This window comes from Microcoleus sp. Pol11C2 (genome assembly GCF_036701505.1).
Classification (GTDB): domain Bacteria; phylum Cyanobacteriota; class Cyanobacteriia; order Cyanobacteriales; family Microcoleaceae; genus Microcoleus.
Window position 1 is genome coordinate 20,111 of sequence record NZ_JAUBQX010000029.1, and the last position, 26,263, is coordinate 46,373.

Genomic DNA, 26,263 nt, shown 5'->3' on the forward strand with positions numbered 1-26,263 from the left:
GGTGTCGGCGTTTCTGTCGGAGTTGGTGTCGGAGTTGGTGTCGGTGTCGGCGTTTCTGTCGGAGTTGGTGTCGGAGTTGGTGTTGGTGTTGGAGTGGGATTAGAGTCATCACTATCATCATTGACAATAATGCCCGTACTTTGGTTGGCGGCGGGATCGATGGTGGCGTTGGTGGCGTTGTTGAGGGTAACGCTGAAAGTTTCATTCGCCTCGAATTTGGTGTCGCCGTTAACAATTACAGCGATCGTTTTTGTTAGCGCTTCTGGCGAATTAAAGATGAGATTACCGTCATTATCTTCGTAGTCGAGATCGTCCGTAGTAGCAGTAGCGTCATCTGTCTTGTAGTTAACAGTAATGGGCAAACCAGAAGCATTGGAGAGGCTAACTGTGTAGTTGTAGGTAGTTGTGCCTGTATTGCCTTCAGCTTGGTTAATCGTGGCGGGGGCGATGCTGACAGTTGGAGGGTTATCGTTATCTGCAATTGTCAAAACTGCATTGTTGTATCGATCGCCAACTGTAGCATTTCCCGTTGGATTAGTTAGAGATAAATTTACCGTTTCGTCAGCTTCGTCGATCGCGTCATCGGCGATCGGAATAGTAACAATTTTTGGTGTCGTATCGCCGGCGGCAAAGTTAATCGCGATCGGCGTATTGGTGTAGTCAGCAGCAACAGCAGTACCATCCGTCAGCGTCAGCGTTGCCCCAACTGCACCTTTATTACCACCGATGCGATTGACGGTAATTTCAGTACCTACAACTGTACCGTTTTCATTCAAAGTGTAAGCGGGATTGCTAAATTGCAGTAAGCCGGGGGAAGGTTGAGAAAATTCCGAAGTATCGTTAGTTGTTAAGTTAGTAGCAGTAGTGACGATCGCCCCCGTTGCAGTTAAAGGCGGCGATGTAAAATTAGCATTCCCAGCAGCATCAGTGATGACATTAACAAAGTTGAGATAAGTTGGTCCTTCGCCGTTACCGCTGGGATCTAAGGCAATATTGTCAAAAAATTCGACGCGGAAAGTCGTATTGGGAATGCTGTTGAGAGTGCCGCTAAGGGTAATGTTGCCGTTGCTAGCAGTTGCGGAGGTTAACACCGGGAAATTTTGCAAGCCGTTTCCGCCTGTATCTCCGTCTCCCAAATCGTTTGGTGTAACGCCGTCGCTAGTTAAGGGATCGGCATCGTTATCGAGATCGATGCCTAAACCATTATTAGAAAAGATAGAATTGCCTAAAATTGCTAAACCGTTGCCACCGGTCACTTGAATGCCGCTGCTACCGCTAAATGCGATCGTATTTCCTTCTCCTGCTGCGGTACCGCCGATGCGGTTATTGACGCCAGTTCTGTCAGCTATGACGTTGCTGTACAAAGTATTGGGTAAAGGAGTGCTGCCATCAGCTTGCGTGCCGAGATAGTTGCCGATAACGCGGTTGCCAGTTACCTGGTTGCCAAGCAATAAGACGCCCATTTGATTGCCAGAAATGACATTGCGTTCTTGCGCCGTCGCGCCACCGATGATGTTATTTTCGCCAACACCGATAAAGACGCCGATCGGATTTCCCAAAGCGGCAGTACCGCTGATATTTGTGCCGATATAGTTGCCGACAACTCGGTTTGTCGCAGGTACACCGCCTGAAGGTTCGCCTAAAACTGCGGGCGCTTGTAGAAAAGCAATACCCGCAGTCCCATTGCCAGAAATGATATTGCGTTCTTGAGGCGTCGTTCCGCCGATAATATTGTTAGAAGCGCTGCCAATAGAGATGCCATAATAGATAGTGTTTCCTAGCGCTACATTACCCGTGATATCAGTGCCGATGAGGTTGCCGACAACTCGATTTTGATTGGCAGTTGGGCCGTTAATGGCAATTCCGCTACCATTGCCAGAAATCAGGTTGTTCTGAATCACGTTTTCAGGCGCATTTCGGATGATGATGCCAGCGGTGTTGGCCATCGCATTGCCGATCGCAACAGTACCAGTAACATCAGTGCCAATACGGTTGCTGATTACTTGGTTGTTGCGCGCAGCAATGCCGGAAATCTCGATGCCAAGCCCGACACCAACAGTGTTGTTGCCAGAGATTAAGTTGTTCTCGATCCGATTATCTGGAACGCCATCAATCCAGATCCCCCTGCGGTTGCCCCGATCGACCGTACCCGCCAGATCCGTGCCGATGTGGTTGCTGAGGATCTCGTTGCCGCCATTGGTTTGCAAGCGGATGCCTGCCGAGTAAAATCTGTTGATCGCTAAACCTTGCACGGTACTGTTCCCAGCAGTGATATCAAGTCCGACGATCTCAATTCCGGGGAGGTTGCCGCTGAGTTCCACCAGTGGCAAACCGTTATAGCCCGCGCCGCCTTGACTCCAACCATCGACGATCGCTGGATCGGAGATCGGCGGCAGTGCGGATAAAGGCTGAATTAATTGCTGAGAACCAATCGCCCCGATATTAAACGCGATCGTGTCCCGATCGGCACCAGTACCGACAGAGCCGTTAATTTGCGCTTGTTCTGCCACTGTCAAAGTAGCAAAATTCAGAGTGCCATTCGCAACCAGAATTGCCTCTGTGAGGGTGAGGACGGCATTCCTGATATTCGAGTCATCTGTGCTATTAACGGTAATGGTAGCAGCCATAATGTTTCTCCTTATACCCTGGTGTTGGCGAGGTTCGGCTATTGTTGGTGAGGCGATCGATAATTGCGATCGGGCTCGGCAATCAACTTGCTTGTAAACCAGTTTATTTTCTAAGAACAAAAGCGACCAGGGGAGTAAAATCAGACGTTTCTACAAGGACTGACAGTAAAAACTCAGGTTAAATCAGTTAAAATAGGGAAAAGTCAGGGTAACTTTCCAGTGCAGGAACAACTGCTCTCTTGCAAGCATCTGCATACTTACGTATATGGGTACTTACCCGTCAATCCCATGAACTCAGAATTAGAATTCTCTTGGAGCAAAACCAAAGAATCTGCCGATCGCATTTTTGCTCAAAATACCGGCAAACATCTCAGCGACATCGAAATGAAAGTCCTTCAAGGTTCCTGGGAAGGCAAAAGTTACGATGAAATCGCCAAAACTTACGGCTACAGTGCTGAATACCTCAACAAAGATGTCGGCAATAAATTGTGGCACAAGCTTTCAGAAGCCTTAGCCGAAAAAATTACGAAGAAAAATTTTAAAGAAGCTCTGAGGAGATTTGCCTCCCAAGAGTCAACTCAATATATTAGCACCAACCTGCTCTTACAACCGCTGACGGCGGCAAATTTGCAGTTTCCCGAAGGCTCGGTATCACTAGATTCTCCTTTTTATGTGGAGCGTTGCAACATTGAATCTTTGTGCTGCGAGACAGTTGTAAAACCCGGTTCTCTGATTCGGATTAAAGCACCGGAGATGATGGGCAAAACTTCACTGATGAACCGAATTTTAGCTGGCGCTGTTCGGGAAAACTATCACGCAGTTTATCTCGATTTGAGCGCCGCCGACCGAGGAATATTAACAAATCTGGATAAATTTCTGCGCTGGCTGTGCTTGATGGTAAGCCGACAGTTAAAGCTAGAAAACAAGTTAAACGAGTATTGGGATACGGATATTTTGGGCAGCAACGATAACTGTACGGTTTACTTTGAAGAGTATTTGCTGGCAGAAACAGAAACGCCTCTGGTTTTGGGGTTAGATGAAGTCGATCGCATATTTCCCTACACCGAAGTAGTGGAAGATTTTCTGGGGATGCTGCGAAGCTGGCACGAAAAAGCCAAGATTTCGGATATCTGGAAAAAACTGCGGTTGGTAATGGCGCATTCTACGGAAGTTTATATTCCTTTGGACATGAATCAATCTCCGTTTAATGCGGGGGTTCCCGTTGAGTTGCTGGAGTTTGAGAGCCAGCAAATTCACGATTTAGCTCGGCTGCACGGCTTGGATTGGGATGAGGGGCAGTTGCGAGAGTTAATAAGTGCGATCGGCGGACATCCTTATTTAGTAAGATTGGCAATGTATGAGATTAGTTGTGGCAAAATTTCATTAACTCAGCTATTAGAAAATGCGGCATCAGAATCTGGAATTTACAGCAGTCATTTGCGAAAGCATTTGGAAATACTGCAACACAATCCAGAATTAGCTTTAGCGTTGAAAAAAGTTGTCAAGGCTGCCGAACCAGTTGAATTAGATTCGATGCAAATTTACAAATTGCACAGCATGGGAATTGTGCGGCGGCAAAACAATTATGTCATGCCGCGTTGCAATTTGTACCGCGAATATTTCTGCCGCGTTTTAGGTTAAAAAGCGGAGATTAACACCTGATTGGGGTTGACATTGGTAATATTTTGGTCTTGCACAACACCAATCAAATCACCCCTGTAGAAAACTCCAGTGTCTTGGGCATTGCTACCTTCCCAGTTGCCAAGTCCAAGCGAATAACCGTCTGTTAGAATGCCTTGAATTTGGATTTTATCGCTTTGAGTTAAGCTAAAGTCCGTAATTGTAGCGTAGCCATTTCCGAGGTAGTAAACGCTATTTGCGTCACCCAACGCGAACCTGTCGTTTCCAATGCCACCTGTGAGGATGTCGAATTCATTTTCCCCAAAGCCGAAACCAGTAAGTTGATCGTTACCACTTCCGCCCAAGAGACTGTCATTGCCGATACCGCCAAGCAGAGCATCGTCTAAATTACCACCAATCAGCCGATCGTTACCAGGGCCGCCAACTAGATAGTCGTAGCCAACGCCGCCATATAAAGTGTCATTACCAGCGCCACCATCGAGAACGTCGTTGTTAGACCCACCATCTAGATAGTCATTTCCACCAAGACCCAACAATATATCGCTTCCTGCATCACCATAGATTGTGTCAGATCCCAGCGTTAATACAGGGCCATTGGGGCCTTGCATCCATTCAGGATCTTTACCAACTAACTTGGGTCGGAATTGACCGTTATTGAAGGTATCGTCGTCATTGAAAGGGGTTCCATTAATAATTGCCATTTCAGTTGCTCCTTGTTCTTCAAAATTAGGGCGTAGAGATTGATCGAAACCCACCTAGATGAATTTTGTTTGTGTAGGCAAGGGTGCAAGTTCGATGACGGGCGTTGCCACATTCGACTTGCACCCAGACGAGCGGTTTCCAACCGCAGGCAAGCGGGGTTTTTTCCCTTAAGTTGACACGCCAAGAATGGGCGAAGCGAAGTGGCAGGTGTGCAGCGCCATACAGAGATAATTAGACGAATGACAGGGTTAAATCCGCAGCCATTGTGTCAGAAACTACGGCAATCATGTCACCTTGATAAAATATTTTTGTGTCTTTCAGAGAGTCATTGCCGTAATTGTAGTATCCCGATACAAATTCGTAGTCTTGCTTTTGACCGACCATCAAAATTGCATCTCCATCTGCTTTCTTAAAGTCCCGAATAATTGCATAAGCGTGCTCGCCTAAGCCATCTAAGTAAGGAACTTCAAACTCTGGGCCGTCGATAACTAGCGAGAATGTATCGGCTCCGGAACCGCCAATTAAGGTATCGACTTCATAATAATCGTATCCGTCACCATTGGCGTGACCAACAAGAAAATCGTTGCCGCTATTCCCTTCTAGCCAATCGGAATCGCCACCGCCATAGACTTTATCATTGCCAGTACCGCCAAATAGGAAGTCGTCACCGTCAAGGCCTTTGAGTGTATCTGCACCGCCACCGCCAAAGATGTCATCGTCCGTGTAATGCTTTCCTACTAGGTAGTCATTTCCTGGCGTTCCCTGTATGTTGTCATTGGGTAAGCCACTGATTTTATCGATGCGGCCGAATAAGCTGTTAGTAGAGTTGCTATCTGCGGCGATTACTTCACGTATTTCTACCATTGGATTACCATCATCTTCTGTCCGGGGAACATCGGTGAAGTCTTCAATAAAAGGGGATTTATTGGGATTCGGGTCGCCATCGGGGTCTGTCCGGGGAACATCGGTAAAGTCTTCAAGCAAACCGAATTTATTAGGCTTAGGATTCGGATTATCTGAATCAGGGTCTTCAGTCCGGGGAACGTCGGTCAAGTCTTCAATTAAACCGAATCTCAGGGTAGAAATGTTAGCGTCGGCGATAGTTCTAAGTTCTGTCATGGTAGTAATCCTATTTATGAGTGTATTCTGAGTTTGTCAAAGCGCTAAGTGTTTGTATTTGTTTGCTGCACCTTTCGCTTTCTGTTATCAGTGTCTTCGTAAAACTCTTGAACTGCAATGGTGATAAAATCAGGTATTATAGGAACTGATAAAGAGCTTCGCACTCGGAATTTATCGGAAAAAATCAGGTGCAGCCTGACAAAGCATCATCAAAATCAGCAAAAATCAGGTTTTTTAATAAATCTCTACATAGTCAGGTTGGCGATAGTACAATCAAATCTAGATTTTGGTGCAGGCAATGATGAAAGAATCTCTAGTTAGTTATGAATATCAGATTGGCGGGAGTCTCCCCGCAGATGCGTCGAGTTACGTGACGCGACAAGCAGACTTGGACTTTTACGAAAGTTTGAAAGCGGGTGAGTTTTGCTACGTTTTGAATTCGCGGCAAATGGGCAAATCTAGTTTGCGGGTGCGGGCTATGCAAAAATTGCAAGCTGAAGGTACTGTTTGCGCTTTTATCGATTTAACTGGGATTGGCAAGGAAGATGTAACTCCAGAAAAGTGGTATGCAGGCATTGTCAATTCTTTGGTCAGTAGCTGTCAGCTAGGTAATAAAATTAATTGGCGGAATTGGTGGCGCGAACGCCGGGATTTGTTATCGCCCGTCCAACGGTTTAGTTTGTTTATTGAAGAAGTTGTTTTAGTTGAAATTGAAGCAAGTATTGTTATTTTTATTGACGAGATAGATCGAGTATTGAGCATGAATTTTTCGGCTGATGAGTTTTTTGCTCTGATTCGCTGGTTTTACAATCAAAGAGTTGACAATCCTCTGTACCGGCGTTTGACTTTTGCCCTGTTGGGGGTGGCGACGCCTTCGGATTTGATTGCTGATAAAACTCAAACTCCTTTTAATATTGGTAAGGCGATAAATTTACGCGGTTTTCAGATTGATGAAGTGCAGCCTTTAATTAATGGTTGGCAGGGGCAAGTTGCCAATCCTGAAAGTGCGATCGCAGATATTTTGGATTGGACGGGGGGACAACCTTTTTTGACCCAAAAGCTGTGCAAGTTAATGCTGGAAAAGGAGTTGAATAAAGTTAACTGCAGAGACACAGAGGGCGCTGAGAAAGACAGGCAGGATGCCTGTTCCACCCCCACAGACGGGCAGGATGCCTGTTCCACACAGGAGGACGGAGTTGAGAGGTTGGTGAAGTTGCGGATTGTGGAGAATTGGGAATCTCAGGATGAGCCTGAACATTTGAAAACTATTCGCGATCGCCTTTTGAGAAATCAGCAAAAAGCGGGGCAGTTATTGGGGCTTTACCAGCAGGTTTTGCAATCCGCGAACCCCCCCCAGCCACCTCTTAGCAAGGGGGGGCTAAATGCTGCTATTTCACCCCTGGGAAAGCAAGAAATAGCCACTCTTGCTCCTCCCTTTAGCAAGGGGGGGCTGGGGGGGGTTCTTGCTGATGGCAGTCCCGAACAAACGGAATTGCGACTGTCAGGTTTAGTGGTGCAACAGCACGGAAAATTAAAAGTTTATAACCGAATTTATGCCGAAGTTTTCAATCTTGAATGGGTGGAAAAACAGTTAGGAAAGCTGCGACCTTATTCGGAAAATTTTAATGCTTGGAATGCTGCCAATTTTGAGGATAATTCGCGGCTGCTGCGGGGTCAGGCGCTGCAGGAAGCTTTGGAATGGGCAAAATATCAAAGTTTAAGCCATCTGGATTACCGCTTTTTAGCGGCGGCCCAGGATTTGGAAAAGCGAGAAGTTGAATTGGCTTTTGCACTGCAAGCTGAGGAAAGTCAAATATTGGCACAAGCTAATGAAACTTTAAGTCTGGCTCAGCATCAAGCTAAAACAGAGTTAATGTTAGCTAAAAAACAAGCTAGAAAAATAATTGCGATCGGTTCGACAATTTTAGGGATATCTTTAGCAGCAGCTATCGGCGTACAATTGCAAGTAATTAAAGCCGATCGAGAACTGGCAGAAACCAAAATAGTCCTCGAAAGTTTGTCGTCAAAGACAACTTTAGCCTCAAACCCTTTTCCAGCACTGATCGAAGCACTGCAAGCAGCACATAAACTTAAAAAATTAGAGGCATTCAGTCCGGCAAAATCCGAAACTAAGATGCAAGTATCGATCGCCCTCCAACAAGCAATTTACAGCATCCGAGAGCGCGATCGACTCCTTGGCCACCAAGCTGTCCTCAGAAACGTCGTTTTCTCGCCCGATGGCAAAATCCTCGCATCCGCTAGCGAAGACGATACTGTCAAACTCTGGAATCCAGACGGCATCTTACTCAGAACCCTCACCGGACACCGCGACAACATTTGGACTGTCAGTTTCTCACCTGACGGCAAGACGATCGCATCTGCTAGTGACGATGCTACTATCAAACTCTGGAACATTGAAAACGGCACACAAATTAGAACCCTTACGGGGCATAGGGGCTGGGTGAGAGGAGTCAGTTTTGCTCCCGACGGATTGGCGATCGCATCTTCGGGTTCCGACGGCACTGTCAAACTCTGGAATCCAGCAGACGGCACTTTGATCCAAACCTTTACTGGGCATAGGGGCTGGGCAACAAGCGTCACTTTTTCGCCCGACGGGTTAGCGATCGCATCTTCGGGTAGCGATCGCACTGTCAAACTCTGGAATCCAGCAGACGGAACGGAAATCGCAACGCTGAGGGGCCATACCAATGCTGTCAGAAGTGTCAGTTTCTCCGACGACGGCAAAACCCTAGCATCTTCGGGTGAAGACGGTTTAGTCAAGCTGTGGGATGTCCAAAACCTGACTCTCCTCAAAACCCTGCAAGCCCACACCAGGCAAGTATGGAACGTCAAATTCAGTCCCAGAGACAGCCGCAGCCAAACTCTGGCTACCGCTAGCGAAGACGGCACCGTCAAATTGTGGAATTTATCGCAGTTAGGAGACATCGAGCCGCAAACGCTCAAAGGACACACCGGCAGGGTTGCCAGCCTTAGTTTCAGTCCCGACGGCCGCACTTTGGCAACGGCAGGTACCGATCGCACTGTACGACTCTGGAACCTCACCGGCATCGAACCGAAAGTGCTTGAAAGCCACCGCCGTCAGGTTTTCAGTGCGAGTTTCTCGCCCGACGGCAAAACTGTTGCCTCCGGTAGCAACGATCGCACTGTTAAATTGTGGAATGCACAAAACGGCAGCGAAATCAAAACTTTTCTAGGACATCGAGGTGCCGTCACCAGCGTCAGTTTCGCCCCTGACGGCAAAATTTTAGCATCCACAGGCAGCGATAAAACTATTAAATTGTGGAACCTAGAAACGGGCACTGAAATCAAAACTCTTTCAGGACATCAGAGGGGAATTGACAGCGTTGTTTTCAGTCCCGACGGTAAAATTTTAGCATCATCAGCGAACGATAGAACTGTTAAATTGTGGAACCTAGAAAGCGGTACTGAAATTAAAACCCTCACAGGACATCTCGAAAGAGTTAGAAGTGTCACATTCAGTCCCGATGGCAAAATTTTAGCATCCGCAGGGAACGATCGCGGGATCTATTTCTGGGATTTAAAGAATTTAGAATCTACTCCCAGAAGGATTCTGAGAGCCCATAACAGCCGAATTACCAGCCTCCGTTTCAGTCCCGACGGCAAAATCTTAGCATCCGCCTGCGATGACAGCACAATTAAATTGTGGAAGGCAGAAACAGGCACCGAACTCAAAACGATCAAAGGACACGGAACTTGGGTAAAAAGCATTAGTTTCAGTCCCGACGGCAAAACGATCGCATCTGCAAGTTTCGATCACACAATTAAATTGTGGAATGTAGCAGACGGCCAAACGGGATCGGAGGTGCTGCCCCTACAAACTTTTGAGGGACATAGCGATCGAGTTAATGACGTTAACATCAGTCCCGACGGCAAAACTCTTGTTTCTGCCAGCGATGATTCTACTTTAAGGATCTGGAATTTGGAACTTGATGTAGATAATTTAATGAAACTGAGTTGCCAATGGCTGAGCAATTATATTGCTAATCATCCCGAAGAAAAAGCGCTCCCCGAAATCTGCAATCCTTAAAAAACAGGATTTACACAAGTGGCACTTTAAACAAAGGTATGTTGTTGCGCTTCAGCGCTCTTTCATATCCTAAGAGCGCTGAAGCGCAATAACATACCTAAAAGTCTTGTGACAGTTGCGTAAGTCTTGAGATTAAAGATTTGGCAACAACTAATGAACTAAGGGTTTCGTTCAGGTGCCTACAGTTGCCTTCTTTTTTTTCGGGTATAAACAAGCGCCCAACATAGAGCTAGGTATTTAAGTTTGTTTTGTAGGTAGTCGGACAGTAATTCTTGCTTAGGGAGACATTTTGATTGTCAAATAAGCTGTTTTTTTTAGATAATAAACCTTACTTGCTTTTGGCTTTCACGGCCCTAGATTCCACGGTGAATCCTGGAATATCTTGCAGTTCTGTTTCGCTCAAACTGTACTGTTCGCAAACCAAACTCAAACGAGTTCCGGTACTTTTAACGGCGTTGACAGAGTGAGTCAAATCTCCTTGAAAATAGACCAGCGAGTTCGCTTGCGGCTTAATCTGCCCGACTTGCTGTTTGTTGCGCCGCAGTATCAACTCTCCCCCTTGCAAGTTCGGCGGTACTTGCACGTACAAAACGCTGACGGCTGCGGGAGGTTCAACAGTTTTGCAGTACGATCGCAAAGATCGATCGATATGCGGATCGACGCGGGAACCTTCACCCAGCAACAAAGGGTTGAGGTAAAAAGCATTGCATTCAGGCTGTAATGCTTTGTCTAGATAGGGTTTGAACAAAGGGAACCGCCGTTCTACTTCGGCGATTTCCGCACGTTGAAACACCACGGAAAAACCTTTTGTGCCAATGAAATCGCGGTTGAGGTTGTTGATTGCTAGATAAGGGGAGGCTAGAATTGCTCCTCGCAAGTCGTTGAGGTAGTCGATCAAGAAAGCGTTAGGATGTTGGCTATAGTATTTCAAGGCACTCAAAAATCATCAAAGTTTAAGGAAACAGCAGATAGAAATGCAGCAATCGCTCAGACTTGGGATTGCTTCGTTCTTCACGGATGGCATCATAATCTTGATTTAAGTCCGCGTAATTAAATCAAAGGTTTTTCTTAACTGCGGGCGATCGCCCGGAAGTGTCGAAACCGACTAGCAACGGCAGAATATCAGTATACAGGCGATCGTTGTGGTGATTCGATTATATTGCCAATTTCATTATACATGATGCCGGTCAGCAGCCGATCGCCCATTTATTTTAACTTGTGGAATTGCACGGGCGGGCCTAATTTCCGCGATCGCATCCGGCCTCTGTTTTATCACTAATTTCTTGAGTTTGCTAGCTGGAAAACAGATGCGTGTTGGGGCTTTGCCACAAGCATCTTGCTAAAACAAGCAATCCGTGCATTAGGTCAAAATGCTGGGAGGGCGATCGACTATATCTAACTGGCGATGGAACGTTAATAAAGTTTACAAATAGAGGGTGGTCTAAAAAATACCAGCAGTCGCAACAGTTACTAAGTAATTATTTCAGATTAAATTAATATTTTTCTGGGTGAAAAAAGCAAAGCTGCCAGGTATACAGCACTTTGCTTAAAGATTAGGTACCAATAGTCCGGACAGTTTTCAATCACTAAGCGCAGAATGCGGGTTTGGACCTTCTCAGTGAGGTCAAATGCTAATGGTAGAATGAGGGTTTCAGCCTCGGTCTCAAAAACTGTCCGGACTATTGGAGGTACAATAGTAGAGTGCAAGGTTATTTTACTCATTGCTGTTACTGTACCTCTTAGTCAGGCAAAGTGCTGTATCAGGGTGTAATTCGAGCAAATTACCAACAATACTCTGGAGTAAATTATGAATCACCATCAAATTTCAGAAACCTTAGATCCATACATTCAGTTATTAGCACAAACCTCCACAGCCCGCCAGGCACTACTCACTCACTCAATTTATCAGCAAGTCAATGACTTGATATCTCTGCAAGTGTTTATGAAATCTCATGTTTTTGCTGTCTGGGATTTTATGACACTTCTCAAAACGCTGCAACGTCGATTGACTTGTATCGAATTACCTTGGGTTCCTCCAATAGATATCCATTCGGCGCGATTAGTTAATGAAATAGTTTTGGCAGAAGAAACAGATGAAATTTCTCCCGGTTATTACTCAAGTCACTTTCATCTCTACCTAGCTGCCATGGAAGAAGTTGGTGCAGATAGCAAACCAATTCAGAGTTTTCTTGCTGCTATTCAACAAGGTTTTTCTGCTAATGAAGCTCTGGCAAATCTGGCTATCCCCGAAGCCACTAAAACTTTTGTAATGACCACATTAAAAGCAGCAAGCGGATTGAATCACGAAGTTGCCGCAGTTTTTCTATTAGGTAGAGAGGATGTGATTCCCAAGATGTTTCAACAAATCCTTACCCAACTAGAAGATGCTCAAGGTATTCCCTGCAATTCGTTTCGTCTTTACCTGGAACGACACACCCATCTTGATGAAGAGCAACACGCACCAATGGGACAAAAACTATTAAGAAACATTTGTGACAATGACTCTCTAAAATGGATGCAAGCTGTAAATGCTGCTAACAATGCTCTGCAAGCACGCCATTGTTTGTGGGATGGCATCACTCAGTCGATTCAACAATAGTTGAATGGGAAATGAGCGCGCTCGCCCTTCCTTTTAAATTAGACCACTCCAAAAAATAAATAGGCGGGCGATCGCACGTATGTTATAAGGGAATTTTACTTGAAAAAAATGAATCAACTCCTGGAACACATAGAAAAACATCCCTCAGAAACTCAAAGGCTGTTAGGCTTAAGTTACGAGCAACTAACTCGTAGATTTTGTAATTTTGCCGATCGACTTGTCCAGCGCCCTTGAAGCTGTTTTAAACCTCCGGCGGCAAGTCCACGCTGTAGAGAATTTTGCCTTCAAGGTTGTGCAGCGCCACAGTCATCACCTGACTGTCGCCATTAATTTTAACCGTACCAAAGAACTGAAAACCTTTTGTAGGAGGTAGATTTTCTACTTCTGGCAGCGACAAACTTTGGAACTTAACTAGGGGACCAAAAGTATTGTCAAGCTTGTTTGGTCCGTAAGTTCCAGCGTGAAGCGGCCCGGCAACAAACTCCCAAAACGGTTTAAAATCAGTGAATTGAGCTTGACCGGGGTCGTAGTAGTGCGCGGCAGCATAATGCACGTCAGCGGTCAGCCAAACGACATTTTGGATATTGTTTTGCTGGATAAAGCGCAACAATTGGGCAAGTTCGAGTTCGCGCCCTAATGCAGGGCCATCTCCGTTGGCGAGGTTCTCAAAGTTGCCGCTGTTTTTGCCATCTTCAATCACCAATCCGACTGGCATATCGCTAGCAATTACTTTCCACCTTGCCTTTGAATTCTGCAATTTGTTCTTTAACCAGCTAACTTGGGCATTACCCAAAAACGCCGTTTCTTCACTTGCTGCTGTCTGACGGTTGGTAGTGTTTATTCCTCGGTAGCTACGCATATCCAGCATAAAAATTTCCAGGGAAGAACCGTAATTGAACGAACGGTAAATCCGTTCTGGGTCGTTGGCATCGAAGCGGATCGGCGTATACTCCATAAATGCTTGCTTGCCTCGCGCTGCCAGTAAAGAACTGCTTTTGACTTTGTAGCGGTCATCGCTCATTAGCATCTCGCCGGGATACCAGTTGTTTGTAGTTTCGTGGTCATCCCACTGAACTAGCTGAGGCACTTCGGCGTTGAAGCGCCGGATGTTATTGTCTAGCAGGTTGTAGATGTAATTTCCGCGAAACTCTGTTAAGGTTTCAGCTACTTTTGACTTTTCTTCTGTTGTGATGTTTTTCCAGATGCTACCGTCGTCAAGTTTTACCTCAGATTTAATCGGACTATCTGCATAGATGTAATCGCCAGAATGAATGAAGAAGTCTGGCTTAAGCTGCCTGATAGTTTCATAGATTTTCATGCCGCCCCATTCAGAATTGATACCCCAACCCTGTCCGGCGGTGTCTCCCGACCAGGCAAAAAAGATGTCGCGCTTGCTGTTTGGAGGTGTGCGGAAACTCCCCGTAACGGGGACGCTGTAGATGTTTGGATCGGCTAAATTCTGGAAGCTGACTCGGTAGAATATTTGCCGGTCGGCTGGTAGGTCAATCAGGTTAATACGTGCCGTGTAATCGCTAGTTTCCAACGCTGCAGGTCCGATGATGCGCTGCACGTTGCCGAAAGAGTCGGCGGTGTCATATTCGACTATCATTCGAGAGGAGCGATCGCACCGACTCCAAATCACCGCACTGTCGCCAGTAATATCACCGCTAGCAACACCGTATGGAATGCTGGGCCGCATCCGATCCGAGGTGATAATTGCCGGTGCAGAAGATTGTGCTAACCCAGATTTCGATCGCAGGTTTGCGACAACAATACCGCTACCTGCAATTGCCGAACCGAGTAGAAAATGGCGGCGGCTGAGTTGGTCTTGTTTTTTACGTTTCATGGCTACCCTCATCTTTAAAAATACCGAGACTGTACTTGGGCTAATTTGTGATGTACGCAACAATCAGCAAATTCACCGCTGTTCGTGAGACGCCCCGAACTGTGAGGAGGAAAACAACTCCCACAGACAAAGGCAGGTTTTCTATCAAGTTTTAGTGGACCCAAAATAAAGGTAGTAGGCGATCGATGAAAAAGCTACCATCTAGACCACCAAAGCACGATATTAACCATGTGTCTTCGCTTTTTCCTCTGCAACTATGCTGTCGCTAAACCAGCAGCATCTTCAAAAGTATCATATAAACCTTGACTAGCTACTTTGTTCTGAACATCCAATGGGATTAAACCTGATTCATTCAATAATTAGGCTACCACTAAATTTAATACCAACAGTCGATCGGAGTGAGATAACTATTTGAGGAGGGGTAAAATTTCGGTAAGAGGCATAAGTTAAAGGTTTAATAAACTTAGGTTAAATCTCTTTTAGGTTCTTTAGCTCTCACCTTTACAATACTCCCAGGCGATCGGGTTAATCAGGCGGTCGATCGGACGGATCGGAGATATTGGGGTTTTGCTGCATGAGATCGATGGTTGTAGTTCAGCCTTTTGCCAGATGACAACCCTTAACTCGTGAAAGCAAAATCGATAATATAATGCTGACAAGTTATATTCCTCCTTTAGCTAGAGGACGGTCCCTGAAAACCCGTCTAGAATATAGCTATCGATCATTAGGGCAAAAATCAATTCTTTTGTTTCTGAGATCCAAAAGCTTCTCCCCGGAAGGGAGGGATTGGTTGGCAAATGCAAAAAGCTTTGCGGATCTGGCTAGACCGTTCATCGTTTACGTGGCGAGTAAGCGATCAACAAAATCAAAAAGCCTGTCTACCGATGACGGCGACAAAGGAGGAAAAAACCAATGAAAAGAGTAATAGGCCAAATTAAGGACGAAATTAAGGAATTTCGCGAAAGCCATCCACTAAATGATCTACTAGCCTTTTGTTGCTCGCTCTTCTTCTTTGCCATCAGTTTCTATCCAATCAAAAACAGAATAGCCTGTAAGTAGCCCACTTCACACCCACAGTGAGCCCCGACTTTTTAAAGCAGTCGGGGCTCTAACACCGAGATAGCTTTAGGTTTAATTAGGCCCATTTACTTAGTTCAGCCTTTTGCCAGATGACAACCCTTAACTGCTCAGACCAAAATCGATAATATTTCGAGTCAGAGTAGATGCCACAATACTTCGGAAAACTTCAAAAAACCGAACAGCCTTGGTCAACAATCGGTTCGGTAGAATCCATAACTAAAACCGATCGCACCTTTCACTTTAATTGCGGTGAAACTTCCCTAAACCTCAGCATCCTCGCGCCGAATTTAATCAGAGTGCGAATGTCCCCGACAGGTGAATTCAAAAGCCGATCGCAGTCAATAACTGTCCCTGACGAAGAGTGGGAAATTGTACCCTTTGAAGTGCGAGAAACAGACGAAAAGATAGAAATTGAAACATCACAAATATTGATTTCTGTCAAGCGATCTAGCTCTGCAATTGAGTGCTTTGACAAATCGGGAAAACCCTTTGCTAGCGACTGCGCTCCTAGTATGGGATGGCGCACCGGCGCAACCGCAGGCTGGAAACGCATCGAAGCAGACGAACACTTCTACGGTTTCGGCGAACGCACCGGCTTTCTCGACAAACTCTCCGAAGTCAAGACACACTGGACAATAGACGCGCTTGACTACAATTCCCTCACCGATGAAATGTACCAGGCGATCCCATTTTACATCGCCCTGAATCCCGATCGCGCTTACGGCCTCTTTTTCAACACTACATTTTGGAGTCAGTTCGACATCGGCGCCCAACAACCGGGGGTTTTGCGGATGGAAACCAGAGGCCCGGAACTCGATTACTACATCATTTACGGCCCAGAACCCGCCCAAATTCTCGCCACCTACACGCAGTTAACCGGCCGGATGCCGCTTCCGCCAAAATGGGCGCTGGGATACCACCAATGCCGCTGGAGCTACGACTCCGAGGACGTTGTGCGGGAGTTGGCGAAGGAATTTCGCGATCGGGCGATTCCCTGCGATGTCATCCACCTCGATATCGACTATATGAACGGCTACCGCATTTTTACCTGGAGCCCGAAGCGTTTCCCCGATCCCGCGAAACTGCTCGCAGACTTGAAAGCAGCCGGTTTTAAGGTTGTCACGATTGTCGATCCCGGTGTCAAGTACGAACCGGAAGGAGATTATGAAGTATTCGATGAGGGTGTGGAAAATGACTATTTCGTCCGCACCGCAGAGGGAAGGCTATTCCACGGTTACGTTTGGCCCGAAAAAGCGGTGTTTCCCGACTTCCTGCGGCCAGAGGTGCGCCAGTGGTGGGGCGAATTGCACAAAAACCTTACAGATATGGGGGTTGCGGGGATTTGGAACGACATGAACGAACCTTCGATCGCAGAACGACCTTTTGGCGACGGCCACCAACACGTCTGGTTTCCGCTGGATGCACCGCAAGGCCCGGAATCCGAGGGCGCCACCCACGCGGAAACGCACAATTTGTATGGGTTGATGATGGCGAAAGCTTGTTCGGAAGGGTTGCAAAAAGTGCGATCGGGCGAGCGATCTTTTGTGCTGACGCGATCGGGTTTTGCGGGCGTTCAGCGTTACTCGTCGGTATGGATGGGCGACAATCTATCGCAGTGGGAATACTTAGAAATGTCGCTACCGATGCTTTGCAATATGGGGCTTTCCGGCGTGGCGTTTGTCGGTTGCGACATCGGGGGTTTTGCGGAGAATGCAACCGCTGAATTGTTCGCGCGGTGGATGCAGGTGGGAATGCTGTATCCCTTGATGCGCGGTCATTCGGCGATAAATACGGCCCAACACGAACCGTGGGTTTTTGGCGATCGCACTGAGAAGATTTGCCGCGAATACATGAATTTGCGCTATCAGTTGTTGCCTTACATTTACACCTTGTTTTGGGAAGCTGCGACGACGGGAACACCGATTTTGCGACCGTTACTATATCAATTTCCGCGCGATCGGGCAACTTATCACCTTTACGATCAAGTATTGCTCGGCCCGTCGCTGATGGCTGCACCCGTTTACCGGCCGGGAGTTGAACACCGCGCTGTGTATTTGCCGGAGGGGACTTGGTTTGATTGGTGGACGGGCGAATGCTATCAGGGCCCGACGCACATTTTAGCTTATGCACCTTTGGAGAGAATGCCGCTTTACGTGCGGGCCGGGGGCATAATTGCGATCGCACCTGTGAGGCAATTTGTCAGCGAAGAACCGCTTGAGTCATTAAAAATGCGAATTTGGCCCGGAAGCGGTGAATGGACGCTTTATGAAGACGACGGACACAGTTTTGAACACGAACAAGGTGTCTGGGCAACGACTAATTACAAGGTGTATTTGGAAGGGGAAAAAATCATCGTTGAAATTGCCGCGCGCGAGGGTCAATTTTCGATTTCTGAACGCGAAGTTATTGTGGAAGTTGTTGGCGTTGGCGAACAGCGATTTACAGATGACGGTACGTCGCGGCGTTTGACATTTGGATAGTTTGATATTTCTGAGATGTTGCGCCCTTTTTAATAAGATTTTTCTGGGCGGGCAGGATGCCCACCCCACAAGAAATTCCTTCTTTGTGGAACAGGCATCTTGCCTGTTCTTGAGAATGGTGCAAGATGTGAGATATTTGCCGCTTTCCCACTCACCCGCCGGGGGTTAAAACCCCCGTCTCACAGCTCAAGTCCAGTGAAGTGGACTGAAGAAACAGGCTAGCCGGCTTGATGTAAATCCTGTACATATTGAGCGGCACTTTTGTTTAAACGAAGCTAACAGACTCAAATTGTAAATATTAACCAACAGTCCTCTTTAGAGGACTTTAGCTATGAGGCAGGAATTTAAATTCCTGCCGGCCTAATTGTTAGGAAACCATATTACTTGACAACTACTGTTATAATATACCGTCCGGGGATGACTAGACCCGGCACCTACTCACAAATAATGCAACCGATCCAAATTACCACATTCCAAGCTCTGTGGCGCAGCTTGGGCCTGATAATCAAAGCCGCACCAATAGAACTCCGCAATTTAATATTACTCAACATTATCCGCGGTGGTGCCCCCTCTGCCGTCCTATTTTTAGATAAATTAATCATTGATGAAGTATCTCGGTTGCTGTCGCAAACCCAAACAGCACAGCCCTTTGCTTTGATGCTTTCCCACCCAATATTGCTGTGGAGTATTGGCGGAGTCTTAAGTCTCAAGTTAGTCGGCGACTCCCTGGAAACAATGAGCTCTTTTGCTGCGACATCGTTGCGCGATCGCGTTCAAGGCTTTGTCGAAGGAAAAGTCCTCGAAAAAGTCGCCAATTTCGACGATATCGCCCTGTTTGAAAACCCCGAACTATTAAATATTGTAGAACTCGCAAAAACCGGAGTATCCAAAATACAGCAACTAGCATTTACCCTCAGCATGACCATCACGGGAATTTTTATATTTATTCCATCTATTAGCCTTGCTGCTACCATAGCTTGGTGGGTGCCAGTCCTGATGTTGATTTCATCATCTCCATCAATTTACATCAAAAGAAAATATAGCCGAATCATCTGGAGAGTTCAAAAAAAGCAAGCTAAAATTACCCGCGAGATGAACTTATCCGCTAGAGTATTGACGGGGGAAGAATACGCTAAAGAATTGCGTTTGTTTGGCTTGCAGGAAGTTTGGCTCAAACGCTGGCAAAGTCAGTTTTTGCAGTTTTTTAGCGAGATGCAACGCATCCGAAAAAAAGGAGCAATTGTTGTACTTTTCTGGTCAGTGTTTAGTAGAATAGGAGTAGCGTTGCCATTTGTTTATGTGGTAATGGGAGCTTTGGGAGGGCGCTATACTTTGGGGGATGTGGCGCTTTATTCTGGTTTGATTGTCCAGGTGGAGCAAAGTTTGCAATTATTGATTGGCAATTATACTAATTTGTACGATATTTCCCTCGGCGTTAGCCCGATTTTTCAACTGTTGGAACTCAAACCAGAATTGCAGTCTCCGCTTGGAGATGTGGCGTCTCGCCTGCCTAGTTTACCAGATAGCAGGCAAGATGCCCGCCCCACAAAAGATAAAGTTGGCATCGAGATTAAGCATTTATCTTTCTGCTATCCCGGTAGCAATAAAAGCACGATCGCAAATATCAACTTAACCATTAATCCGGGTGAAATGCTAGTGCTTGTTGGTGAAAATGGCGCGGGTAAAACAACCCTTGGCAAACTCCTCGGTCGCCTGTACGACCCGACAAGTGGTACGATCGACTGGAACGGCAAAGATTTGCGATCGTACTCTCTAGCATACGTGCGATCGCGCATCGCCGTAGTTATGCAAGATTACGCCCGTTTCCCCTCCACAGTCCGCGAAAACGTCGGTTTCGGCGACTTGCTTTCACTCTCGGATGACACCGCAATTAACGAAGCTATTTCCGAAGCAGGAATTGCAGCTAAAGTCAACAGTTTAGAGCAAGGTTTAGAAACACCATTGGGGAAACAATTAGAAGACGGCATCGACTTATCGGGGGGACAGTGGCAAAGAATTGCGATCGCCCGCGCCTTAATGCGGCTTTCTACAGCCGAAGTGCTAATTTTTGACGAACCAACCGCCGCCCTAGACCCCAAGACAGAACACGAAATTTACAGCATCTTCCGCCAAATAGCCGCCGGGAAAACAACAATAGTCATCAGTCACAGATTGGGATTAGCCAAAATTGCCGATCGTATCGCCGTCATGGAAAACGGTAAAATAGCAGAAATAGGAACTCACGACGAATTGATAGCATCAAACGGAATTTATTGTGCGATGTTCACCCGTCAAGCTAGCAGTTACATTTAGAGTTATATTAACAGAATTCCCATAGGCGCGGGTTCATCAACCATCTTGAATTCCCACAAACAATCTATATAAACCCGCCCTCACGATCGCCTTTGTGCCGCTGCGTGGCGAGAAACCGGGTTTGTGCGAATAATGTGGGTTGAGTACGATAAATATCGGAAGAAACCCGGTTTCTGGGATGATTGTGCGAGAGAAATTTATGATTGATTAATCTCCTTTGTTTTGTGGCAAAGTCTCGATTCCCCCCTAGCCCCCCTTAAAAAGGGGGGGACAATAGTCAAATACAAATTCCCGCTTCTTAACGAGGGGACAAAAGTTCGATTCAAAGTCCCCCTTCTTCAGGGGGATTTAGGGGGATCTAGCCTTCGAGGTAAAGCAGAAATACCTCTTTTACTGTTGAATGCGAGCTTTTTGAGAAAATTGTCGGAAAGTGCGATCGACTATAATAAAACCAACCTAGTTGGCGATAATATCAACGATGGAAACTATAACTCTCAACCTACCTGCCGCCGTCGCTTTAACCGACGAACAATTTTATCAATTGTGCATCGCTAATGAAGAGTGGCGATTAGAACAAACCCCCGAAGGAGAACTAATTATTATGCCTCCAACAGGCGGCGAAAGCGGCATTAGAAATTCCGAGTTGACTACAGACCTAAATTTGTGGAATCGTCAGACTGGATTGGGAAAAGTGTTTGCCTCTTCCACCGTCTTTCAATTACCCAACGGTGCGAAGCGTTCCCCTGATGCAGCTTGGGTACTCCTAGAACGTTGGGAAGCATTATCCGCAGAAGATAAGCGCAAATTTCCTCCCCTGTGCCCGGACTTTGTAATAGAATTGCGTTCGCAAAGTGATTCCCTAGAAACATTGCGGGCTAAAATGCGGTATTATCGAACTAACGGCTGTCGCTTAGGTTGGCTAATTGACCCCCAAACGCCTTTAGTAGAAATCTATCGGTTGTCTGAAGATGTAGCAGAAGTGATTAATTTCTCTTTTGACCAACCGCCTACACTTTCGGGTGAAGATGTACTTCCCGGATTTCTTCTAGATCTTACACCTATTCTCAATCCTTGAATCTAGATCCAGAACTGTCGCCCAAGTAGCGAGAAACCGGGTTTCTGTGACAATTTGGGTTGAGTACGAGAAATAAGGGAAGAAACCCGGTTTCTGAGATGAGCCTCCATCCACAAAAATGATGAGCAATTATCTCCCCGTCAAGGTATCCGCATAAGGATCGGGCAAAGCTTGCTGCACCTCCAAAAGCGGCAAAGGATCTCCAGTCAACGGTTGGCTAATCAAATTTTTTTTTACCCCATCCCCCTTGCGATCGCGCTCTTGCAAATGCGATAATTCCTCTTGATAAACCGCAACAATCCGCGCCAAACTCGCCGCCAAATCATCCCAATTATCATCTCCCACCAACTTCTCAGAAATTCCCTCAAATAACTCTCCCGCTTGCCTTTTTTGAACATAAGCTTTCAAAAGCTTTCCCGACTTTTGCAAAACGGCCTGATAAATATCCCCATCCGACCACCACAGCCCCTGTTGACTCAGCAGCCAAGTCAAAATATACTCGCGAGCGTGTTGCTCCTTTACCCAGGCCGCGAGATACTGCAAATCTTCCATAGTTACAACAGTCTCCTCAATTTTCCTCAAAATGTCCGCTTGTTTGTATCTACCGTTACTGCGATCGACATAATACCTGCCTTATCATCACCTGCCCGCGCCATTAATATCCCTTAAATCTTAAAAAAACCCTACTGATTTACCAAACAGCAATTCTGGGAATATAAAAATAAACTTAAACCTCCTAGGTCTATTGTCCAATACTTTTAGTCCACCGGAAAGCGGTACACCCCGCCTCGCTTTCCTCTCTCGCAAACCTATCATCAAGCGGGAACAACAAGCGGGTTATTAGCATGACAAAGCAAAATTTTGGTTTAATCGGTCTAGCAGTGATGGGCGAAAACCTAGCGCTCAACGTCGAAAGCAGAGGCTTCTCCGTGGCTGTATACAACCGCACAGCAGCCAAAACCGACGACTTCATGGCCCTACGCGCCCCCGGCAAGAACATTGTAGCCGCCAAGACTCTGACAGAATTCGTCGATGCCCTAGAAACCCCGCGCAGAATCTTAGTCATGGTGCAAGCTGGGAAACCCGTAGATGCGGTCATCGACCAGCTCAAACCCATGCTCTCACCGGGCGACATGATTATTGACGGTGGCAACTCGCTCTACGACGACACCGAACGCCGCACCAAAGATTTAGAATCGATGGGGCTGGGATTTGTCGGCATGGGCATCAGCGGCGGCGAAGAAGGCGCGCTCAACGGTGCTAGCTTGATGCCCGGTGGCACCCGCACTGCTTATGGTCTACTAGAGCCAATTCTCACCAAAATTGCGGCTCAAGTAGATGACGGCCCCTGCGTCACATTCATCGGCCCTGGGGGTGCCGGCCACTACGTGAAGATGGTTCACAACGGTATTGAGTACGGGGATATGCAGCTCATTGCTGAAGCCTACGATTTGCTCAAAAACGTTGGTGGATTGAACGGCCAGCAGTTGCAGGAAGTTTTTGCCGAATGGAATACCACAGACGAACTCAACTCGTTTTTGATTGAAATTACGGCTAATATTTTCAAGTACAACGACCCGGAAACTAAGCAACCCTTAGTTGAGGTAATTATGGACGCAGCCGGTCAGAAAGGCACGGGTCGCTGGACTGTAATGAGTGCTTTGGAATTGGGCGTGAGCATTCCCACAATTATCGCTGCTGTGAATGCGAGAATCATGTCTTCTTACAAAGACGAGCGCATCAAAGCTTCCCAAGAACTGACGGGGCCTAGCGGCAAGTACGAAGGCGATACTAAAGAGTTTGTGAACAAAGTCCGGGATGCGCTTTACTGCTCGAAGATTTGCTCCTACGCGCAAGGCATGGCGCTGTTGAGCGCGGCATCGAAGTCGTACAATTACGACTTGAGTTTGAGCGAAATTTCCCGAATTTGGAAAGGTGGCTGTATCATTCGGGCTGGCTTTTTGGACAAGATTAAAACAGCTTTCAAGGACGACCCCACGCTGCCGAATTTGCTGTTAGCGCCGGAGTTCAAACAGAGCATTCTCGATCGCCAATCGGCTTGGCGAGACGTGTTAGCTACTGCTTGCCAACTGGGGATTGCAGTGCCAGCATTTAGCGCCTCCCTGGACTATTTCGATAGCTACCGGCGCGAAAGATTGCCGCAAAACCTCACGCAAGCTCAGCGGGATTATTTCGGGGCTCACACCTACGAGCGCACCGACAAACCGCGCGGCGAATTCTTCCACTCAGAGTGGACGCAGACTGCTAAAGAATCGCTGCAAACTGGTACTACCGATTAATTAATTTTTGTAGGGTGCGTTTCGGCGCACCTTACAAATAGACAATAATATTACTACCAACCGATCTTATTCCTGAATCCACACAGATACTGAACCGCCTTGACAGCGAAACTCGCCCCAACCCCACTCGTTAGTAGAAACAGGTTCCTGAATATGCCCTGTTAAGTCCACAAACTTAGCATGAGGTTTACCAACTTCCATCCACTTGGAACCCTCCGGGCCGTCACTCATAATTACTGCCATTGCTTGTGGATGTTTCCCATTGCCCAATCTCGTCCAGCCAATGGTATTCCAATGATCGAAATAGTCATATTGAGGGCCGTAGGCGAAGTGTTTGCGAGCATGGAGCAACTTGTCAATTAGCGATCGATGAGAGGGCATAACAATCTTATAGCGATTGCCATCCCGCCCCCAGTCTTCATATTCTGCACCGTAATAATCGCCGTAGAAAACGCAGGGATAACCTTCTCTTCGCAATAGAATAATCGCATAAGCAAGAGGTTTAAACCACGGTTCTACAACAGATTCAAGTGCTTGCAGCGGTTGGGAGTCGTGGTTTTCGACAAACGTTACTGCATGAGCCGGTTGCTGCTGCATCATTGTACCGTCTAAAATGCGCCGCATATCGTAGTTACCGCCCTGTTGGCTGGCGTAATGAAAGTTGTAATGCAGCGGCACATCAAAAACTGACATTTTGCCCTTAACTGAACCGACATACCAGTGCAGGATATCGATATTTGGTGCCCAATACTCACCGACAACAAACAAATCTTTGCCGACATATCGCTCCATTTCATCCAACCATTCCGGAAAAAACCAAGACGATATGTGCTTGATGGCATCTACACGGAAACCGTCGGCACCTGTTGTGTCGAGATACCACTTACCCCAGCGTGTAATTTCATCTCGTACCCATTGATCCTGGAAATCCAGATCGCACCCCATTAAATATGCAAAATTGCCATTTTCTAGGGCAACATAGTCATCAAAAATTCTCCCTTCTACCAAATAGACTGTGCTGCGATCGTCTTTATTGTACTCGTTGTAGTCTACTGCGTCAAAATGCAACCAGTGCCATTCAAATGGGGAATATTTACCTTTGCGTCCGGGAAAGTTAAAATGGGTGTAGCTTTTGATTTCTTGCAATCCACCTTTGGGATGTAGCCGATTGTCGTGAGGATAAGGAGTTGCCTTAAATATCTCTGCTGCATCTGCACCCATTTTGTGGTTGATAACTACATCGGCATAGACTTGAATCTGAGATTTGTGCAGGGCTGCGATCGCATCCAAATATTGCTGCTTAGTACCATATTTGGTGCGAATAGAACCTTTTTGGTCGAATTCTCCCAAATCAAATAAGTCGTAAACCCCATATCCAACGTCGCTTTTGCCGCCACTTCCTTTGTACGCTGGGGGCAGCCACAGTGCCGTAAAACCCGCATCAGCCAATTCTTTCGCTTGGTTTTTCACCTCATCCCACAGGGTTCCTCGATCGGGAATGTACCAGTGGAAATATTGCATCATCGTGCCGTTGATATCTGCCATTTTGCACCCTTGCCTTGAGATGATACTGACAATTTAAGGCGATCTTAGGCTACAGCCTTGCCCATTGTCACTGTCTCCCCATTAATTTTTTCTAAAACTCCGGTTGGGGTGTGATTAAAGTTTTGTTACATTTCTCTACTATAAAATCTTTTGACTTTCGCCTGACTCTTTGAACCATACTTGAACTTGAGTGCAGACACAAAGCCCCAGTTCAATATCGGGGATCTAAAAGAATCAGTAATTAAGATCACAATGTGCTTGTGATCTTACTTGCGGTCTTAGTAGATAACTATACTGAGCCAATCTGCTACCATCATAACTACTCCTTTAAAAAAAAAATTAATTTTATGAAATCTTTTATTGGAAGAGCCGCTGCCGTTTTGGGTGTGATTGCGACATCGGTATTGGATACATTGAAAGAAGAAGAGGAAAAAAAGCGTTTATTAGACAGTGGTATTCTGCAAGTGGATGAAATGACGGGAAAAGAGTTTGAAAGATTTCTAGAGGTTCATTTTATAAACTTTGGTTATACTGTGACTTTAACTCAAGATAGTCAAGATTATGGGGCGGATTTAATTTTATACAAAGATGGCTCCAAAACCGTGGTTCAAGCGAAAAGAAGCAAAAATCCAGTTGGGATTAAAGCAGTTCAAGAAGTAGCAGGAGCCGTCAGACATTACAAAGGAAATAAAGGAAGAGTAATTACGAACAACAGATTTACAGAAAATGCTTACAATCTTGCTAAATCTAACGACGTAGAGTTATGGGATAGAAAAAAAATCATCGAATTCATCTTGACAGCTAAAAATTGTCAATAACTTATATACTAAACTAAGTTATATATAAAAGATGCACTAATTTCCCATC

16 protein-coding genes are annotated in these 26,263 nt (G+C 46.3%); 9 read left to right on the forward strand and 7 right to left on the reverse strand.

What is annotated here, in order from left to right:
- Positions 1–2,627 (reverse strand): Calx-beta domain-containing protein (locus QUA42_RS17230; RefSeq protein WP_333138528.1); only part of this gene is annotated, 2,627 nt, incomplete at its 3' end.
- Between the two features lie 288 nt (positions 2,628–2,915).
- On the opposite strand from QUA42_RS17230, the gene QUA42_RS17235 reads away from it, so the two are divergent.
- Positions 2,916–4,268 carry an AAA-like domain-containing protein gene (locus tag QUA42_RS17235; RefSeq protein WP_333138530.1) on the forward strand — a complete coding sequence of 451 codons (1,353 nt, stop codon included), beginning with the start codon at positions 2,916–2,918 and terminating at the stop codon, positions 4,266–4,268.
- On the opposite strand, the gene QUA42_RS17240 is transcribed toward QUA42_RS17235, so the two are convergent.
- Complete coding sequence (locus tag QUA42_RS17240; protein ID WP_333138532.1) at positions 4,265–4,969, reverse strand: calcium-binding protein; 705 nt, start codon at positions 4,967–4,969, stop codon at positions 4,265–4,267. The two genes, QUA42_RS17235 and QUA42_RS17240, sit on opposite strands and share 4 nt — an antisense overlap.
- 232 nt (positions 4,970–5,201) lie before the next feature.
- The gene (locus QUA42_RS17245) at positions 5,202–6,089 is read right to left on the reverse strand and encodes a calcium-binding protein (RefSeq protein WP_333138534.1); all 888 of its coding nucleotides are present in this window, start codon (positions 6,087–6,089) and stop codon (positions 5,202–5,204) included.
- A gap of 298 nt (positions 6,090–6,387) precedes the next feature.
- Between QUA42_RS17245 and QUA42_RS17250 the strand changes: the two genes are divergently transcribed.
- Complete coding sequence (locus tag QUA42_RS17250; RefSeq protein ID WP_333138536.1) at positions 6,388–10,158, forward strand: WD40 domain-containing protein; 3,771 nt, start codon at positions 6,388–6,390, stop codon at positions 10,156–10,158.
- Between the two features lie 328 nt (positions 10,159–10,486).
- Here the strand turns inward: QUA42_RS17250 and QUA42_RS17255 are convergent, their stop codons facing one another.
- Complete coding sequence (locus tag QUA42_RS17255) at positions 10,487–11,098, reverse strand: 2OG-Fe(II) oxygenase (protein ID WP_333138538.1); 612 nt, start codon at positions 11,096–11,098, stop codon at positions 10,487–10,489.
- Positions 11,099–11,965: 867 nt separating this feature from the next.
- Here QUA42_RS17255 and QUA42_RS17260 point away from each other — a divergent pair.
- Both QUA42_RS17260 and QUA42_RS17265 read left to right on the forward strand, forming a co-directional pair.
- Complete coding sequence (locus QUA42_RS17260) at positions 11,966–12,757, forward strand: DUF3050 domain-containing protein (RefSeq protein ID WP_333138540.1); 792 nt, start codon at positions 11,966–11,968, stop codon at positions 12,755–12,757.
- Positions 12,758–12,865: 108 nt separating this feature from the next.
- Positions 12,866–12,991 (forward strand): hypothetical protein, encoded by a 126-nt coding sequence (locus tag QUA42_RS17265; RefSeq protein WP_333138542.1) that lies wholly within the window; start codon positions 12,866–12,868, stop codon positions 12,989–12,991.
- Positions 12,992–12,998: 7 nt separating this feature from the next.
- Here the strand turns inward: QUA42_RS17265 and QUA42_RS17270 are convergent, their stop codons facing one another.
- Positions 12,999–14,603 carry an alkaline phosphatase D family protein gene (locus QUA42_RS17270; RefSeq protein ID WP_333138544.1) on the reverse strand — a complete coding sequence of 535 codons (1,605 nt, stop codon included), beginning with the start codon at positions 14,601–14,603 and terminating at the stop codon, positions 12,999–13,001.
- Positions 14,604–15,826: 1,223 nt separating this feature from the next.
- On the opposite strand from QUA42_RS17270, the gene QUA42_RS17275 reads away from it, so the two are divergent.
- From QUA42_RS17275 to QUA42_RS17285, 3 genes are all read left to right on the forward strand, one after another.
- Complete coding sequence (locus tag QUA42_RS17275; RefSeq protein WP_333138545.1) at positions 15,827–18,163, forward strand: glycoside hydrolase family 31 protein; 2,337 nt, start codon at positions 15,827–15,829, stop codon at positions 18,161–18,163.
- 447 nt (positions 18,164–18,610) lie between these two features.
- Positions 18,611–20,476 (forward strand): ABC transporter ATP-binding protein, encoded by a 1,866-nt coding sequence (locus tag QUA42_RS17280; RefSeq protein ID WP_333138547.1) that lies wholly within the window; start codon positions 18,611–18,613, stop codon positions 20,474–20,476.
- Between the two features lie 478 nt (positions 20,477–20,954).
- Positions 20,955–21,551 carry a Uma2 family endonuclease gene (locus QUA42_RS17285; protein WP_333138549.1) on the forward strand — a complete coding sequence of 199 codons (597 nt, stop codon included), beginning with the start codon at positions 20,955–20,957 and terminating at the stop codon, positions 21,549–21,551.
- 129 nt (positions 21,552–21,680) lie between these two features.
- On the opposite strand, the gene QUA42_RS17290 is transcribed toward QUA42_RS17285, so the two are convergent.
- Positions 21,681–22,103 carry a hypothetical protein gene (locus QUA42_RS17290; RefSeq protein WP_333068923.1) on the reverse strand — a complete coding sequence of 141 codons (423 nt, stop codon included), beginning with the start codon at positions 22,101–22,103 and terminating at the stop codon, positions 21,681–21,683.
- A 293-nt stretch (positions 22,104–22,396) separates the two neighbouring features.
- Here QUA42_RS17290 and gnd point away from each other — a divergent pair, with 293 nt between their 5' ends.
- Positions 22,397–23,851: a decarboxylating NADP(+)-dependent phosphogluconate dehydrogenase gene (gene gnd / locus QUA42_RS17295; RefSeq protein ID WP_333138551.1), complete on the forward strand. Its 1,455-nt coding sequence runs from the start codon at positions 22,397–22,399 to the stop codon at positions 23,849–23,851.
- Between the two features lie 66 nt (positions 23,852–23,917).
- Here gnd and QUA42_RS17300 read toward each other — a convergent pair whose 3' ends face one another.
- Positions 23,918–25,396: an alpha-amylase gene (locus QUA42_RS17300; protein ID WP_333138553.1), complete on the reverse strand. Its 1,479-nt coding sequence runs from the start codon at positions 25,394–25,396 to the stop codon at positions 23,918–23,920.
- 347 nt (positions 25,397–25,743) lie between these two features.
- Between QUA42_RS17300 and QUA42_RS17305 the strand changes: the two genes are divergently transcribed.
- Positions 25,744–26,214 (forward strand): restriction endonuclease, encoded by a 471-nt coding sequence (locus QUA42_RS17305; protein ID WP_333138555.1) that lies wholly within the window; start codon positions 25,744–25,746, stop codon positions 26,212–26,214.
- The last annotated feature ends 49 nt before the right edge of the window (positions 26,215–26,263 follow it).